This window comes from Martinezella lusitana, assembly GCF_016901135.1.
Lineage (GTDB): Bacteria > Pseudomonadota > Alphaproteobacteria > Rhizobiales > Rhizobiaceae > Rhizobium > Rhizobium lusitanum_D.
This window is the reverse complement of record NZ_JAFEVL010000066.1, coordinates 154,058-171,205: the sequence shown is the minus strand read 5'-3', so window position 1 is coordinate 171,205 and position 17,148 is coordinate 154,058. Positions and strand designations below refer to the sequence as shown.

At 62.6% G+C, this 17,148-nt stretch carries 10 protein-coding genes; 7 read left to right on the top strand and 3 right to left on the bottom strand.

What is annotated here, in order from left to right; all coding sequences use genetic code 11:
- The first annotated feature begins 70 nt into the window (after positions 1-70).
- The 7 genes from ahcY (at position 71) to trxA (ending at position 13,842) form a co-directional block, all read left to right on the top strand.
- Positions 71-1,471, top strand: a complete 1,401-nt coding sequence (ahcY, locus tag JTP94_RS28860; protein WP_204853854.1) for an adenosylhomocysteinase — start codon at positions 71-73, stop codon at positions 1,469-1,471.
- 317 nt (positions 1,472-1,788) lie between these two features.
- Positions 1,789-4,374: a PAS domain-containing sensor histidine kinase gene (locus JTP94_RS28855; protein WP_204853853.1), complete on the top strand. Its 2,586-nt coding sequence runs from the start codon at positions 1,789-1,791 to the stop codon at positions 4,372-4,374.
- Positions 4,371-5,882: a tRNA (adenosine(37)-N6)-threonylcarbamoyltransferase complex ATPase subunit type 1 TsaE gene (gene tsaE / locus JTP94_RS28850; RefSeq protein ID WP_204853852.1), complete on the top strand. Its 1,512-nt coding sequence runs from the start codon at positions 4,371-4,373 to the stop codon at positions 5,880-5,882. The genes JTP94_RS28855 and tsaE overlap by 4 nt, the downstream gene beginning before the upstream one ends.
- Positions 5,883-5,959: 77 nt before the next feature.
- A complete protein-coding gene (locus tag JTP94_RS28845) occupies positions 5,960-6,691 on the top strand; it encodes a nucleotidyltransferase family protein (protein ID WP_204853851.1) in 732 nt (243 codons plus the stop codon).
- Between the two features lie 4 nt (positions 6,692-6,695).
- Complete coding sequence (gene addB, locus JTP94_RS28840; RefSeq protein ID WP_204853850.1) at positions 6,696-9,887, top strand: double-strand break repair protein AddB; 3,192 nt, start codon at positions 6,696-6,698, stop codon at positions 9,885-9,887.
- The gene (addA, locus tag JTP94_RS28835; RefSeq protein ID WP_204853849.1) at positions 9,880-13,446 is read left to right on the top strand and encodes a double-strand break repair helicase AddA; all 3,567 of its coding nucleotides are present in this window, start codon (positions 9,880-9,882) and stop codon (positions 13,444-13,446) included. The genes addB and addA overlap by 8 nt, the downstream gene beginning before the upstream one ends.
- Positions 13,447-13,521: 75 nt before the next feature.
- A complete protein-coding gene (trxA, locus tag JTP94_RS28830) occupies positions 13,522-13,842 on the top strand; it encodes a thioredoxin (protein WP_204853848.1) in 321 nt (106 codons plus the stop codon).
- Between the two features lie 69 nt (positions 13,843-13,911).
- Here the strand turns inward: trxA and JTP94_RS28825 are convergent, their stop codons facing one another.
- The 3 genes from JTP94_RS28825 to trpA form a co-directional block, all read right to left on the bottom strand.
- The gene (locus tag JTP94_RS28825) at positions 13,912-15,240 is read right to left on the bottom strand and encodes a folylpolyglutamate synthase/dihydrofolate synthase family protein (protein ID WP_204853879.1); all 1,329 of its coding nucleotides are present in this window, start codon (positions 15,238-15,240) and stop codon (positions 13,912-13,914) included.
- A 48-nt stretch (positions 15,241-15,288) separates the two neighbouring features.
- Complete coding sequence (gene accD, locus JTP94_RS28820; RefSeq protein WP_204853847.1) at positions 15,289-16,200, bottom strand: acetyl-CoA carboxylase, carboxyltransferase subunit beta; 912 nt, start codon at positions 16,198-16,200, stop codon at positions 15,289-15,291.
- Positions 16,201-16,308: 108 nt separating this feature from the next.
- Positions 16,309-17,148: a tryptophan synthase subunit alpha gene (trpA, locus tag JTP94_RS28815; RefSeq protein ID WP_204853846.1), complete on the bottom strand. Its 840-nt coding sequence runs from the start codon at positions 17,146-17,148 to the stop codon at positions 16,309-16,311.

The window sequence follows — 17,148 nt, the reverse complement described above, 5'->3', positions numbered from 1 at the left end:
GTGCAATTTTGTTGCATTCGGCCGAGGCGTTTGCCCAGGCGCGACTGCATCGTTCAGGCTGGAGATCTTCATGAGCACTGAAAAAGACTACGTCGTCGCGGATATCGGCCTTGCCGACTTCGGCCGCAAGGAAATCACGATCGCCGAAACCGAAATGCCGGGCCTGATGGCTTGCCGCGCCGAGTTCGGCGAAACGCAGCCGCTGAAGGGCGCGCGCATCACCGGCTCGCTGCACATGACGATTCAAACAGCCGTTCTCATCGAGACGCTGGTGGCACTCGGTGCCGAAGTCCGCTGGGCATCCTGCAACATCTTCTCGACGCAGGACCATGCCGCCGCCGCGATCGCCGCCTCCGGCGTTCCGGTCTACGCCATCAAGGGCGAAAGCCTCGAGGACTACTGGATCTATACCGATAAGATCTTCCAGTGGGCCGATGGCGGCCTGTCCAACATGATCCTAGACGATGGCGGCGACGCCACCATGTACATCCTGCTCGGCGCCCGCGCCGAAGCCGGCGAGGACGTGCTCTCCAACCCGCATTCCGAAGAAGAGGAAATCCTCTTCGCGCAGATCAAGAAGCGCCTTCAGGCTTCGCCGGGCTGGTTCACCAAGCAGCGCGACGCCATCAAGGGCGTAACCGAAGAAACCACGACGGGCGTCAACCGCCTCTACCAGCTCAGTCAGAAGGGCCTGCTGCCCTTCCCGGCCATCAACGTCAACGACTCGGTCACCAAGTCGAAGTTCGACAACAAGTACGGCTGCAAGGAATCGCTGGTCGACGGCATCCGCCGCGCCACCGATGTCATGATGGCCGGCAAGGTCGCTGTCGTCTGCGGCTACGGCGACGTCGGCAAGGGTTCGGCCGCTTCGCTTTCCGGCGCCGGCGCCCGCGTCAAGGTTACGGAAGTCGACCCGATCTGTGCGCTCCAGGCCGCCATGGATGGCTATGAAGTCGTTCAGCTCGAAGACGTCGTCTCAAGCGCCGATATCTTCATCTCCACGACCGGCAACAAGGACGTCATCCGCATCGACCACATGCGTGCGATGAAGGACATGGCGATCGTCGGCAACATCGGCCACTTCGACAACGAAATCCAGGTTGCCGCTCTGCGTAACCTGAAGTGGACGAACGTCAAGCCGCAGGTCGACCTGATCGAGTTCGCCAAGGGCAACCGCATCATCCTCTTGTCGGAAGGCCGCCTGCTGAACCTCGGCAATGCCACCGGCCATCCGTCCTTCGTCATGTCGGCTTCCTTCACGAACCAGACGCTGGCGCAGATCGAGCTCTTCACCAAGCCTGGTCAGTATCAGAATCAGGTCTACGTGCTGCCGAAGCACCTCGACGAAAAGGTCGCCCGCCTCCATCTCGCCAAGCTCGGTGTAAAATTGACCGAGCTTTCTGACGAGCAGGCCGCGTATATCGGCGTCACCGCCCAAGGTCCTTTCAAGTCTGACCACTACAGATACTGATCTTAAGATCAATATCCACAACATCTTGTGGCCCCGGCATTGACAAATGCCGGGGCTTATTTTTTAGCCAGCTCCCTTCCCGCAGATTCCCTTAGGCAGTATTGTTTTTGAACTTGATTCGTGACGAACCGGGCGAGCCCGGAGCCATGAAAATGGGATGTCTTGTCAGGATACGGCACAGTAGAGCCGGATGATGTTAGGTCGACTCGACCTGACATCTGAATCCGCTCTACAATCAAATAAGTAGAGCATGATGTCGTCCGAAAACCGCTTACACTTTTCGGCATCATGCTCTGAAGGACGGAGACAGACCTCTTATGTCTGAAGGGGAAGACAACCTGCATCAGCCAGCGCTACGCGGAGCGACAGCGTGGTTGCGGCAGGGCGGTGCATATATGTTTTTACCGCGGACGAAGCGAGGGAATGACAAGGGTCGGCTGGCCTCACTGACCCGTCTGTTGCGGCTGAGCGTGTTCGGCGGCCTCGTCACCGGCCTGGCGGGTCCGGTTCTGGCGCAGAGCAACATCGCGTCGCAAGCGACCGTGCGCCTCTTCACCTCTTCCGAAATGGCGGTTTTCTCCGTCATCATCGGCGTGATTTCCGCGGCACTGCTGTCGACCGTCTGGATGGTCCGACAGCGCGGCAACCTGGAAAGCGAAAGCCGCGAGATCCGCACGGCGCTGTCCGATGCTAACCAGCGCATTTCTCAATATCAGGCGCTGATCGCCGACAAGAACCGCCGTATCGTCATCTGGGACGGCCAGAATGCGCGTCCGGAGCTGCTCGGCCAGCTCCCGGTCGAGACCGGCGCGCCCCAGGACAACGAATTCCTCGCTTTCGGCCGCTGGCTGAAGTCGTGGTCGGCCGGCGAGCTGGACAAGGCGATCGACAAGCTGCGCAGCAACGGCCAGAGCTTCGACATGGTGGTCGAGACCAACCGCGACGAGATCCTCGAAGCGCAGGGCCGCATTTCCGGCGGCCGCGCCTTCGTTCGCTTCATCGCGCTCAACAATCTGCGCGCCGAACTGGCCGAGCTGAAGATCGAGCGCGACCGGCTGATGACTTCGATCTCCGCCTTCCAGAATCTGCTCGACGCCATCGACCTGCCGGTCTGGCAGCGCGATGCCGAAGGCAACCTGACCTGGATCAACCAGGCCTATGGCGAAGCTGTCGAAGCCGTCTCGACGGAAGAAGCCATCCGCGAGGGGCGCGAATTCCTGACGACCGTGGCTCGCGAGCGCATTCGCGCCTCGGCGACCCCGGAATCGCCCTTCCACGACAAGATTTCGACCGTCGTGCACGGCAACCGCACCTTCTTCGACGTCATCGACGTAAAGTCTCCGAGCGGCTCCGCCGGCATCGCCATCGACGTTTCCGAGGCGGAAGCGGTTCGGGCCGAGCTGGCGCGCACGCTGAAGAGCCATGCCGAGACGCTCGATCATCTGGCGACACCGGTCGCGATCTTCGACGGTGACAGGCGGCTGCAGTTCTACAATCAGGCTTTCGTCCAGCTCTGGGAGCTCGACATCGCCTTCCTCGAGAAGCGACCCGACAATAGCGAGATTCTGGATCGGCTGCGCGGCGCCAAGAAGCTGCCAGAGCAGCTGAACTGGAAGACATGGAAGGACGGCGTCCTTTCGGTCTACCGCGCGCTCGATACGCAGAGCGACCTCTGGCACCTGCCCAATGGCCAGATTCTCAGGGTTTTTGCCACGGCGCACCCGCAGGGCGGCGCCACCTGGGTCTTTGAAAACCTGACCGAGCAGGTCGACCTCGAAACGCGCTACAATACGCTGGTCAAGGTGCAGGGCGAAACCATCGACCACCTTTCCGAAGGCGTCGCCGTCTTCGGGCCTGATGGCCGTATCCGCCTTTCGAACCCGGCCTTCCGCATTCTCTGGAACATCACCGAGGCGCAGGCCAAGCCCGGCACGCATATCCAGGTGCTGGCCGAGGCCTGCACGCCCTCCTATGACCGACCGGACGGCTGGAAGCGCTTTGCCGAGCAGATCACCAGCTTCGATGACGAGCGGCCGTCGTCGCAGGGCACGCTGGAGCTCTATTCAAATCTGGTGCTCGACTACGCCGTCATTCCGCTGCCGAATGCGCAGACCATGCTGACCTTCGTCAACAAGACGGACAGCGTGCGTGTCGAACGGGCACTGACCGAGAAGAACGAAGCGCTGCTGAAGGCGGACGAACTGAAGAACGACTTCGTGCAGCATGTGTCCTATGAACTGCGCTCGCCGCTGACGAACATCATCGGCTTCACCGATCTCCTGAAGACGCCCGGTATCGGCTCGCTGAACGATCGGCAGGCCGAATATATCGACCATATCTCCACTTCCTCGGCCGTGCTGCTGACGCTGGTCAACGACATTCTCGACCTGGCGACCGTCGATGCCGGCATCATGCGGTTGAACTATTCCGAAATCGTCCTCAGCGATCTCCTCGACGAAGTATCGATGCAGATCGCCGACCGATTGCAGGAAAGTGGCGTGTCGCTGGAAATCACCGTGCCCGCCCATCTCGGCTCCATTGTCGCCGATCAGCAGCGCTTGAAGCAGATCCTGCTCAAGCTCCTGACGAATGCCGCCAACTTCGCGCCTGAGGGATCGACCATTGCACTCAGCTGTGGACGCGAAGGCACGGATTTCGTCTTCTCGGTCGCCGACAAGGGTCCCGGCATATCGGAAGATCTGATCCACACGGTTTTCAACCGCTTCGCCTCCAACGGCAAAGGCGGCAAGCGCAGCGGCGCCGGCCTCGGCCTTTCCATCGTGGAAAGCTTTGTCAGCCTGCATGACGGCCAGGTCTCGATCGAAAGCGAGCCAGGCAAGGGAACGAAGGTAACCTGCCGTATTCCGTCCGCCGGCCTGCCCCACTCCGTCGCAGCAGAATGACCGAGACGGACACCGGCATCTCTCTCTTTCTCGCGGATGACGCGGCAACGACCCGCCTGGGCGAGGATCTGGCGCTGGCGCTGAAGGCAGGCGACTGTGCGGCGCTTTCCGGCGACCTCGGCGCCGGGAAATCATCGCTCGCACGCGCGCTGCTGCGTGCCATGGCCGATGATGCCGAACTGGACGTACCAAGCCCGACCTTTACGCTCGTGCAGTCCTACGAGCTGCGTATTCCGGTCTCGCATTTCGACCTCTATCGCCTCGGAGACCCCGGCGAACTGGCGGAACTCGGCTTCGACGAGGCGCTGCAGACCGGCATCTGCCTTGTCGAATGGCCTGAGATGGCGGAAGGCGAGCTGCCGAAGGAGCGCATCGTCCTCAGACTGGAGCACGAAGGTGAAGGACGGCGGGCGACGATCATGGCGCCGGCCAGGCAGATGGCGCGCATCCAGCGCGTGCTGGCGATACGTGCCTTTCTCGATGCCAACGGCTATGCGGGCGCCCGGCGCCGCTTCCTGACCGGCGACGCCTCGCTGCGGGCCTATGAGTCCATCTATCCGCGTGGCGGCGGCAGCCGCGTGATCCTGATGGATTGGCCGCCACTACCGGAGGGACCGGCGGTGCTCGACGGCAAGCCCTATCCGAAGGTCGCGCATCTCGCCGAGAATGCCTATCCCTTCGTGGCTCTTGCCGACATTCTCCGCGAGAACGGCTTTGCGACACCCGAAATCTACTCCGCCGACTACGAGCAAGGCATCCTGCTGATCGAGGATCTCGGCACGGACGGCGTGCTCGACGAGCACGGCAGGCCGATTGCCGAGCGCTATCGCGCCAGCGTGGCTTGCCTCGCACATCTGCACGGCCTCTCGATCCCGCGTGATATCCCAGTGACGCCGGATCATATCCATCACGTCCCGGATTTCGACCGGACCGCCATGAAGATGGAGGCACGGCTGCTTCTCGACTGGCATCTGCCCTGGAAGCGCGGCACGCCGGCAAGCGACGCCGAACGCACCGATTATCTGGCGATCTGGGATCAGCTCATCGACCAGCTCGATGATGCGGAAAAGAACCTGCTGCTGCGCGATATGCATTCGCCCAATATCATCTGGCGGGCGGCGGAAAAGGACATCCAGCGTATCGGCCTCATCGATTTCCAGGATGCGATGATCGGGCCGACGTCCTATGACGTCGCCTCGCTCGTACAGGATGCGCGCGTGACGATCGAACGCGATCTGCACGATCGGCTGATATCGGACTACCTCGCGCTTCGGCATGCCCAAGGCGGCTTCGACGAGGCCAAGTTCCTGAAGAGCTGGGCCATCATGTCGGCACAGCGCAATTGCAAGCTTGCAGGCCTCTGGGTGCGGCTGCTGCAACGCGACGGCAAGCCGGGCTATTTAAAGCACATGCCACGCACCCTCGCCTATCTCGCCATCGCTTTCGAGCATGAAGCCCTCGCTCCCTTGCGCGAATGGTGCGAGAAAGCCGGTATCGGCGGGACATAGCGACGGAAGACCCGGCGACGGCTTTCCGGCCTTGTGCTAAAGCAAAGCAAGCGACCGAATCACGAGTTCGAGACGAAATGACCATCAAGCAAGCCATGGTATTGGCCGCGGGGCTCGGAACCCGCATGCGGCCGATCACCGACACCATCCCGAAGCCGCTGGTAAAGATCGCCGGCAAGCCGATGATCGACTACGCACTGGATGCATTGGCCGAAGCCGGCGTCGAGCGCGCAGTCGTCAATGTGCATCACCATGCCGACCAGATGGAAGCGCATCTGCGCAGCTATCGCGGGCTCGAGATCCTGATCTCAGACGAGCGGGACGCATTGATGAACAATGGCGGCGGCCTGGTCAAAGGCTTCAAGCTGCTGAGCCGCGACCCGGTTTTCGTGATGAATGCCGACCTGTTCTGGATCGGCGAGAGGCCGGGCGAACCGACGAACCTTGAGCGTTTAGCCGGATTCTACGACGCCTCCCGCATGGACATGGCCATGCTCTGCGTCGAGCTGGAAAAAACGACAGGCCATAATGGCAAGAACGATTTCAGCATAGCTGAAGACGGCAAGCTCCAGCGCTATCGTGACGCCGGGCATAACGGCGTCGTCTATGCCGGCGCCATCGCGATGGACCCGTCACTCCTCGATGATGCACCGGATGACGCCTTCAACATCAATATCTACTTCGACAAAGCCATCGCCCGCGGCCGGCTCTACGGCACGATGCTCGACGGTCACTGGCTGACGGTCGGAACGCCGGAGGCGATCGGCGAAGCGGAGGAAACGATCCGGACTTTCCGGGCGTTTGCGTGAGCCCATGGCAGGCGGGCACCGGCAGCGCATCCTGACGATCCCGGCGGGCCTGCCCTTCCTGAAGACCCTTGCGACAGCTCTTTGCGACGGCCGGCTGACCGAGCATTTCCGCCATGATCCGAACGATCCGCTGTCGCTCGCCAAGGTTAGCATCTTCCTGCCGACGCGGCGCGCGGCGCGCGTGCTGCGCTCGGAATTCGTCGATCTGCTCGGCGGCCGTTCGGCCATCCTGCCTGTCATTCGCCCGCTCGGCGAGACCGATGACGACAGCGGCTATTTCGAGGAAGCATTGCCTGAAACGGCCGATCTGGCGCAGCCGCTTGCCAATACGGCGCGGCTTCTGGAGCTGGCACGGCTGATCCTTGCCTGGCGCAACAAGCTGCCGCAGATCGTGCGCGACATCCATTCCGATTCGCCGCTTGTGGCACCCGCAAGCCCGGCCGATGCCATATGGCTGGCACGCAATCTTGCCGAACTGATCGATTCCATTGAGACCGAGGACCGGGACTGGAGCGAGCTTGCCAGTCTCAACGCCGAAGAGCATGCGCTCTGGTGGCAGCTCACGGCCGAATTCTTGGCGATCGCCAGCGCCTTCTGGCCGGCGCGCCTCGAAGAACTCGGCAAGTCCTCCGCTGCCCGCAACCGCAATGCCATTCTTCGCGCCGAAGCGCAGCGGATCGCCGCCATGCAGCATCCGGGACCGGTCATCGTCGCGGGTTCGACCGGCTCGGTGCCGGCAACGGCAGAGCTGATCGCGGCGGTCGCCTCGCTGCCACAGGGAGTGATCGTGCTGCCCGGGCTCGATCTTTCGATGCCGGAGGAGGATTGGCAGCTCGTCGCGCCGGAAACACTCGCCGGCGAAAGGCCCGACCCGACCACGCGCAGCCATCCGCAATACGGCCTTTCATTGCTGCTGAAGCGCTTGCACGCCACCCGTCACGATGTCGAAACCGTTGCCGAGGCGACGGAGAGCATGCAGATGCGGGCGCAGATCCTGTCGCGCGCTTTGGCGCCGGCAAAAGCGACGAGCAGCTGGGGAAGCTGGCACAAGACGCTTGCCCCCGATGCGATAGCCGGCGCCTTCGCCGATGCAGCCCTGATCGAGGCGGCAAACGAGCGCGAGGAAGCGACGGCTATCGCCATTGCATTGCGACTGGCGCTGGAGAAGCCGGGGCGCAACGGCGGCGAGAGCCAGGCGGCCTTGATCACCCCTGACCGCAACCTTGCAAGGCGGGTAACCGCTGAGCTTGCCCGCTTCGGCATCACCGCCGACGATTCGGCCGGCACGCCGCTTTCGGCTATGCCGCAAGGCACGCTGTTGCAATTGCTGCTCGAAGCGACGCTCCGCCCTGGCGATCCCGTCTCCGTCGTCTCCCTGCTCAAGCATCCCCTCGCCCGCTTCGGCTTGCCGGCGGAGACGCACCGGCTCGGCGTCGACGCGCTGGAAATCCTGGCGCTCAGGGGCGGAGTCACCAATGTCGATATCGGCACGCTGGAAGCGCTGCTCGATATCAGGCTCGCCGAACAGGCGAACGACCGCCACGCGCCGCAGTGGCGCAAATCGCTTCCCCCCGAATCCGTGGAGCATGCACGCGAGCTGGCGAGGCGGGTCACCAGCGTGTGCGAGCCGCTTGTATCCGCGCTTTCGTTGCAGACGGCAGAAAGCCTTCCAACCCTTTCGGAATGGGCCGAGCGCACCGGCCGGACATTGGAGGCCGTCGCGGCCGACGAGCGTGGCAATCTGGCGGCACTCTGGTCCGGAGAAGCCGGAGATACGCTCGCGAGCTTGCTGAAAGAAGTCATCGATACCGAAGGCCAGCTCGAGGCGGACGGGCCGCAATGGATCGACATCATGACGGCGCTCTGTGTCGGACAGGCGGTGAAGCCGCGGGCTCTCAGCCATCCGCGCCTCTTCATCTTCGGCACGCTGGAAGCGCGCCTGCAAAGCGTCGACACGCTGATCCTCGGCGGCTTGAACGAGGGATCCTGGCCCGGACAGACGGCGAACAATCCCTTCATCTCCCGCACGATGAAGACCGAGATCGGCCTTGAGCCGCCGGAACGACGGATCGGCCAGCTCGCCCACGATTTCGAAATGGCGAACGGCACGCGCGACCTCATCTATTCGCGCGCGCTGCGCCAGGGTTCGACGCCGACGGTCGCCTCCCGCTGGCTGCAGCGGCTGATCGCGCTGGGCGGAGAAGACCTTGAAAGCACATTGAAGGCGCGCGGCGATCAATACCGCCATTGGGCAGGCCTGATCGACGAGGGTGACAATCAGGCCCCGGCATTGCGGCCGGCGCCGAAGCCACCCGCTGAGCTGCAGCCGAAAAGCTATTCCTTCAGCGAGGTGGGTCGCCTGCGCCGCGACCCCTATGCCATCTATGCGCGGCGCGTGCTGCGGCTCGATCCGGTCGATCCGTTCAATCGCGATCCCGGCCCGGCCGAGCGCGGCACGCTCTATCACAAGATCATCGACCGCTTCATCCGTGAAGGACACATCGCCGGCACACCGGATGCAACGCTGGCCATGGATCGTATCATTGCCGATCTATTCGATGCACAGCGGCTGCCTGACCATATCGACAGCGTCTGGCGGCCGCGCTTTCGCGAAGTTGCCCGCGCTTTTCTCTCCTGGGAAGCCGAGCGACGGCCGGAGGTGCGCAAGACGGCGACAGAAGTGCCAGCCGGGGTCGAGATCGAGCCCATCGGTGTCAGGCTGACTGGTGTCGCCGACCGCATCGATATCAAGAGCGACAAGGCGGCTGATATCATCGATTACAAGACCGGCTACAACCCCTCGCCGCCACAGGCCCGCGCGCTGCTCGACCCGCAGCTGGCGCTGGAGGCCTATGCGCTCAGACGGGGTGCCTTCCGCAATATCGGCGCGCTGGTTCCCGAAAACCTGCTCTATGTTCGGCTGCGGCCGGGCGATCGCTTCAGGGTCGATCAGGTCAACAACGAACATTCCAGCCGCGGCGGCAAGACGGAAACAAAGTCGGCTATGGACTTGGCGCAGGAATCGATGGACCAGTTCGTCAAATTCGTTTCCCTGCTGCAATCCGGAGAGAAGGGCTTTTCCTCACGGCTGATCCCCGCCCAGCAGTTCGAATATGGTGGCGATTACGATCACCTCGCCCGCGTTTCCGAATGGTCGACGGCGGAAAGCGAACAGGAGGGCGGCGGCGATGAGTGAGCTTTCCGCCAGCGAACCGGCAGGCCTGCCCGACAGCGACGATCCCGGCGTCTGGATCAGCTGGACGACCATCCAGCAATCCATCGCCTCGGACCCCGAACGCTCGGCCTGGGTTTCGGCCAATGCCGGCTCCGGCAAGACGCATGTGCTGACGCAGCGTGTCATCCGCCTGCTGCTATCAGGTGCACGGCCCTCGGCCATCCTCTGCCTCACCTATACCAAGGCCGCGGCTTCCGAAATGTCGAACCGTGTCTTCGACCGGCTGGCGGCCTGGGCGACGATGCCGGACGAGGAGCTGAAAACGCGCATCGCCGATATCGAGGGCGCGGAACCCGATCTTTTCAAGCTGGCCGAGGCGCGCCGGCTGTTCGCCAAGGCGCTGGAGACGCCAGGCGGCCTGAAGATCCAGACGATCCATGCCTTTTGCGAGGCGCTGCTGCATCAATTTCCGCTGGAGGCGAATGTCGCCGGGCATTTCTCCGTTCTCGACGACCGGGCGGCGGCGACCCTGCTCGAGGATGCGCGCCGCGCGCTGCTGGCCTCCGCGACGCCGCACGGCGATGCCGAGCTGGCACAAGCCTTTGCCTATGTGCTCGATCTCGGCGATGAATCGGGCCTGGAAACGCTGCTCGGCGATATCGTCGCCAAACGCAACGCCATCCGCCGCTTTACCGAGGCGGCGGAGCGGCAGGGCGGCCTTGAAGCGGCCCTGCTGGCGCGGCTCGGGCTTTCCGCCGACGACACGGAAGCCGGCATCGCAGGCCAATATTGGCCGCTTCCCGGCCTGTCCGGCGCGACGCTGGAGCTTTATCTCAGGCTCGCCGACGAGAAGGGCGGGGCCAAGGCACAGGATATCGCCTATGCATTGCGCCTCGCCAAGCGCGAAACGGATCCGCTCACTCGTGCCGATATGCTCGAAAAGGCTGTCCTGACCGCCAAGGGCGAACCGAAATCGGACAGCCAGTTTTTTGTGAAGGCGATGCTGGCGGATGCTCCCGCACTTGCCGATGCGGTGGCGGCAACGCGCGCTCACGTCGTTGCCTGCCGCGACCGGCTGAAGCTGATGCGGATGTATCGGGCGACCCGCGCAGCCCTTATCCTCGCCGACCGGCTGAACCGCGACTATGAGGAGCTGAAAAAACGACGCAGCCAGCTCGATTTCGAGGATCTCATCACCCGCACCGCCGACCTTCTCACCAAGAAGGGCGTCGGCCCCTGGATTCACTATAAGCTGGATAAGGGTATCGATCACATCCTGGTCGACGAGGCGCAGGATACCAGCCCGATCCAATGGAGCGTCATCCAGTCGCTGGCGGAGGATTTCTTCTCCGGCGAAAGCGCGCGTCCAACGCTGCGGACGATCTTTGCCGTCGGCGACGAGAAGCAATCGATCTATTCGTTCCAGGGTGCGCGGCCGGAGCGTTTTTCCGAGGAAAGCGACCGGACCCGCCGAAGGGTCGATGCCAGCCGCCTGAAATTCTCGTCGATTCGGCTGCCCCTCTCCTTCCGCTCGACCGCCGATGTGCTCGGCGCCGTCGACCATATCTTTACTAGCCCGGAGAACGCTAGGGGGCTCAGCGCCGTCAACGAGCCGGTGGTGCACCGCTCCAGCCGTATCGGCCATCCCGGCGCCGTCGATCTCTGGGAGATGATCGCGCCGGAGCCGGCCGCCAAGGAGGAAGATTGGACGGCGCCCTTCGATTCGACCCCGGAAAGCGCACCTCCCGCCATTCTGGCGCGGCGGATGGCGCAGACGATCGGCAACCTGATCGGGCGGGAGACGATCATCGAGAAGGGCAAGGCCCGCTTCATCGAGGCCGGCGACATTCTGGTGCTGGTGCGCAAGCGCGACAGTTTTGTCAACGCGCTGACCCGCGCCCTGAAACGGCGCGGCAACATTCCCGTCGCCGGAGCCGACCGGCTGGTTCTGACCAGCCATATCGCCATCCAGGATCTTCTCGCCCTCGGCCGCTTCCTGCTATTGCCGGAAGACGATCTTTCGCTTTGCGCTCTGCTGAAAAGCCCGCTGTTCGACCTCAACGAAGAAGACGTCTTCGCCGTTGCGGCCTATCGTGATGACAACGAGAGCGTCTGGAGCCATCTGCAACGATTCGCCGAAGACGGTCATGATCGCTTTAGCCGGGCCGTCGAACAGCTGAAGACCTTCCTTGCTTTGTCGAAAAGCCTGGCGGTGCATGACTTCTACGCACGCGTGCTTGGCAGCTTCGGCGGCCGGCGGCAGTTTCTGGCGCGGCTTGGCACCGAGGTCAGCGATATCCTCGACGAATTCCTGACTTTCGCGCTGGATCACGAGACAGGCGGCCTGCCCGGCCTGCAATCCTTCGTTTCGACGCTGGAACTGGAGGCGCCGACCGTCAAGCGCGAGCAGGACAAGGGCCGCAACGAAGTGCGGATCATGACGGTGCATGCCTCGAAAGGGCTGGAGGCGCCGATCGTCTTCCTCGTTGATGGCGGCGGCAAGGCCTTCACCCATACGCATCTCCCGAAGATGCGGCTGATCGAAACCGGCAGGGACCAGATCCCGCTGCCGGTCTGGGTGCCCGTCTCGGCGCTCGCCAATTCGCTGACACAGGCCGATACGGCACGGCTGCAGTCGCTGACGGAGGAGGAATATCGCCGTCTGCTCTATGTCGGCATGACACGCGCCGCCGACCGGCTGATCATATGCGGCTACCGCGGCATTCGCGAAAATGGCGATACATGGCATGCGATGATTTCGGCGGCGCTGCGCGGGGATGAGCAGCATTGCACACAGAAGACATTCTCCGGCCCAGACGGCGACTGGCAGGGCTTGAGCTGGCGTGTCGCGCAGGTGAAGCTCGATTTCGAAGCCATGCGGGAGCCGGAAAAACTGACGGAGCGCGCGGGCCTGCCGGCGGGACTGAGCCGACCGCTGCCGCCGCAGAGAAACCTTCCTCGGCCGCTCAGCCCTTCCGGAGTCGGCACCGTCATCGACGATGAAGCCGACAATCTGCTCGTCACCTCGCCACTTTTCGGCGAAAGGGCCAAATCGGACCGGGCCCTGCAGAAGGGCCGCTTCATCCACCGCATGCTGCAGACATTGCCTGAGATTGCGCCGGAGGATCGGGCCGATGCGGCGCGGCGCTACGCTGAGCGCGCCGCGCGCTTCTGGCCTCAGGCCGAGCGGGAAGCATTGATCGGCTCCGTCATGGCGCTGCTGTCGCACCCGGACCTGCAAGGCACCTTCAGCACGCATGCGCAAGCCGAAGTCTCGATCATGGGCACGCTGACGCTCGGCAGCCAGTCCTACGCCGTCTCGGGCCGCATCGACCGTCTGGCCGTGCTCGACGACCGCGTCGTCATCCTGGACTACAAGACCAATCGCGTGCCGCCCGGCAGCGAAAGCGACATTCCTTTCGCGCACAGAGCGCAGCTTGCCATCTATCGCTCCATCCTTTCGCCGCTCTATCCGGGAAAGCGCATCGATTGCCTGCTGGTCTATACCGAAGGCGCCTCGATCTATACGCTGTCGGACGACGCGCTTGCATCGGCGCTTGCAGAGCTCCAGACAAAGTGAAATATCGGACATTGAAATTCAGGCGCCGACGCCTCACATACATAGCAACCGCAAATCCTGGTAAAGGAGCAGCCTATGGCTACCGTTAAAGTCGATACTTCCAACTTCACTGCTGAAGTCCTCCAGTCCGCAGAGCCCGTCGTCGTTGATTTCTGGGCCGAATGGTGCGGTCCGTGCAAGATGATCGCTCCGGCTCTCGAAGAACTCGCCGTGCAGTTCGAAGGCAAGGTCAAGGTCGCCAAGCTCAACATCGACGAAAATCCGGAACTGGCCGCCCAGTTCGGCGTTCGCTCGATCCCGACGCTTGCCATGTTCAAGGCCGGCGAAGTCGCTGACATCAAGGTCGGCGCCGCTCCCAAGTCGGCCCTGCAGAGCTGGATTTCCAGCGCATCCTGATCTCGGTATCGATCGAATGAATTAAAAAAGCCCGGTTCGACCGGGCTTTTTTATTGATCGTGATCCGATTTATCGCGGCGGCGTGCCGTTATCGGCAAGGACATCGCCGACCAGATAGAGGGATCCGCCGATCAGAATACGCGGAGCGTGCGAATTCGGCACTGCGAAGGCCTTGATCGCATCCAGCGCCTCGCCGACATCAGACATCGGTTCCGCCACCAGGCCGGCATCATAGGCAGCGTTCGCCAGAATGACTGGATCGATCATCGCGTCGCTGGCGCGGATCGGCACGCAATAGACCTTCTCCGCAAGACCGGCGAAGGCCTTGAAATAACCGACCGGATCCTTGGTGTTGATCATGCCGATGATCAGGAACAGAGGCCGCGGCTGGCGCTCCTCGAAATTGGCCATGGCTTCGGCGATGACTTCGCCGGCGCCGGGATTGTGTCCACCATCGACCCAGATCTCCGCACCTTCGGGCGCATGCGACATCAGATCGCCTTCCGTCAGCCGCTGCAGGCGGCCCGGCCATTCGACCGAGGTCATCGCCTTTTCCATCATCGCTTCAGTGACGACGAAACCGGCGGCCTTGACGGCCCGGATGGCAGCGGCGGCATTGGCATATTGATGGCGGCCCGGCAGGCGCGGCAATGGCAGGTCGGCGAGGCCGAACTCATCCTGATAGACCAGCTTGCCATATTCCTCGTGGGCGGAAAAATCCTGGCCGAAAACAGCCGTCGGGCAACGAAGCCGCTCGGCCGTCGATATCAGCACGTCGAGCGCCGCATCATATTCCTGGTGGCCGATGACGACCGGATGGCCTGATTTCATGACGCCAGCCTTCTCGGCGGCGATCAGCTCGACGCGATCGCCGAGATAGGGCTGATGATCGAGCGAAATCGGCATGATGACCGAGACGGCCGGATCGGAAATGACGTTTGTGGCATCGAAGCGGCCGCCGAGGCCGACTTCGATGACGGCGGCATCTGCCGGATGCTCGGCAAAGAGGATGAAGGTCGCGGCCGTCAGGATCTCGAAGACCGTGATCTTCTGGCCGTCATTGGTTTCAGCGACACGCCGCAGCACATCCGCGAACACGGCGTCGTCGACCAGCTTGCCGCGGCCGCCCTTTACGCCCATGCGGTAGCGCTCGTGCCAATTGACGAGATGCGGCGAGGTGTGAACATGTACGCCATAGCCGCCGGCTTCGAGCAGCGCGCGGCAGAAGGCCGTCACCGATCCCTTGCCGTTGGTGCCGGCGACATGGATCACCGGCGGCAATTTCTTATGAGGATTGCCGAGGATGTCGACCAGGCGGGTTATTCTCTCCAGAGAGAGATCGAAGCCCTTGGGGTGCAGCCCCATCAGCTTGTCAATCTCCCGTGCTGCCTCGCTCATTGCGGATTGATCCATAGCCGTCATCCCGCACCTCCGCCATCGATGATATCAGGCGCTCGCCGCTATCGCCAGCGCAGCACCATTCTTGCTCTTGGCGGACACGTCGTTTGCCGGCACCTTGGTCAGGATCTTCAGGAGCGTGGCCAGGGTATCCGGAATATCGTGACGCTTGATCACCATGTCCACCATGCCGTGTTCCAGCAGGTATTCCGAGGTCTGGAAGCCTTCCGGCAGCTTTTCGCGGATCGTCTGCTCGATGACGCGCTTGCCGGCAAAGCAGATTTCCGCCCCTGGCTCGGCCAGATGGATGTCGCCGAGCATGGCGTAGGAGGCGGTGACGCCGCCGGTCGTCGGATTGGTCAGAACGACGATATAGGGCTGGCCGGCTTCCTTCAGCATGTCGACGGCAACCGTCGTGCGCGGCAGCTGCATCAGCGACAGAATGCCTTCCTGCATGCGCGCGCCGCCCGAGGCCGGGAACATGACAAGCGGGCATTTCTCGGAAATCGCCCGCTCGAATGCCTTGACGATGGCCTCGCCGGCCGCAATGCCGAGCGAACCGCCCATGAAATTGAACTCATGCACCACGGCAACGAGCTTCACGCCGCGAACCCTGCCGACACCGGCAAGGATCGTGTCTTCCTGCTCGGTCTTGATGCGGCTGTCCTTCAGGCGATCGGTGTATTTCTTCGAATCGCGGAACTTCAGCGGGTCCTGCGCCACCTTCGGCTGCGGCAGGGCTTCATACTCGCCATTATCGAAGAGATCGGCAAGGCGCGCCTTGGCCGGCATCTTCATATGGAAGCCGGAAGCGGGGATGACCCACTTGTTGTCCTCCAGATCCTTGTGGAAGACCATTTCGCCGGTCTCCGGGCATTTGATCCAGAGATTCTCCGAAATCTCGCGACGGCCCAGCATGGAGTTGATCCGCGGGCGAACGTAATTCGTGATCCAGTTCAATTCGAAACTCCTAATCGACTATATCAATCGATATCGTAGTCGTCACCTAATGCCCATAGGCCATTTCTTCAATTCGCAGCGATTTGAAGACAGGCCTATATGGGGAAATTATTCGGCGGCAACAAGGCGCGCCGAGCGCGTTCCCGTCGACAGGCCGCGGACAAGCGTCGCGACTGCCTGGATGGTGTCGGCGCTCGCCTTGCCGTCCTTGGTGAGGCTGGTGGCTATCTGGTTGACGATGGCGGTGCCGACGACCACGCCGTCTGCGGAGCCGCCGATCACCTTTGCATGCTCTGCCGTCTTGACGCCGAAGCCAACGCAGATCGGCAGATCGGTGTGCTGCTTGATACGCTTGACGGCGCCCGACACCAGCGACGGATCGGGCAGAGCCGAACCGGTGATGCCGTTCATCGAGACATAATAGACGAACCCGGACGTGTTCTTCAGAACCGTCGGCAGGCGCTTGTCGTCGGTGGTCGGCGTCGCCAGGCGGATGAAGTTGATGCCCTTCCTGATGGCGGGAATGCAGAGTTCGTCGTCCATTTCCGGCGGCAGGTCGACGACGATCAGGCCATCGACGCCGGCAGCCAGCGCATCGTCGAGGAACTTTTCGACGCCGTAGATGTAGATCGGATTGTAGTAGCCCATCATCACGATCGGCGTATCGGCATCCACCTTACGGAAATCGGCGGCGAGCTGCAGCGTCTTCTTCAGTGTCTGGCCGGCCTTCAGGGCGCGCTGGCCGGCAAGCTGAATCGCCGGGCCGTCGGCCATGGGATCGGAAAAGGGCATGCCGAGTTCGATGACGTCGGCACCGGCTTCCGGCAGCGCCTTCATGATGCCGAGCGAGGTCTCGTAATCGGGATCGCCGCCCATGAAATAGGTGACGAGTGCCGGGCGGCCTTCAGCCTTCAGAGCGGCGAAGCGTTTGTCCATGCGTGCGGTCAT

Excerpts from the sequence above, each read along its gene's own strand:
- ahcY (WP_204853854.1), top strand. The coding sequence starts at position 71 with ATGAGCACTGAAAAAGACTACGTCGTCGCGGATATCGGCCTTGCCGAC.
- JTP94_RS28855 (WP_204853853.1), top strand. The coding sequence starts at position 1,789 with ATGTCTGAAGGGGAAGACAACCTGCATCAGCCAGCGCTACGCGGAGCG.
- tsaE (WP_204853852.1), top strand. The coding sequence starts at position 4,371 with ATGACCGAGACGGACACCGGCATCTCTCTCTTTCTCGCGGATGACGCG.
- JTP94_RS28845 (WP_204853851.1), top strand. The coding sequence starts at position 5,960 with ATGACCATCAAGCAAGCCATGGTATTGGCCGCGGGGCTCGGAACCCGC.
- addB (WP_204853850.1), top strand. The coding sequence starts at position 6,696 with ATGGCAGGCGGGCACCGGCAGCGCATCCTGACGATCCCGGCGGGCCTG.
- addA (WP_204853849.1), top strand. The coding sequence starts at position 9,880 with ATGAGTGAGCTTTCCGCCAGCGAACCGGCAGGCCTGCCCGACAGCGAC.
- trxA (WP_204853848.1), top strand. The coding sequence starts at position 13,522 with ATGGCTACCGTTAAAGTCGATACTTCCAACTTCACTGCTGAAGTCCTC.
- JTP94_RS28825 (WP_204853879.1), bottom strand. The coding sequence starts at position 15,240 with ATGAGCGAGGCAGCACGGGAGATTGACAAGCTGATGGGGCTGCACCCC.
- trpA (WP_204853846.1), bottom strand. The coding sequence starts at position 17,148 with ATGACCGCACGCATGGACAAACGCTTCGCCGCTCTGAAGGCTGAAGGC.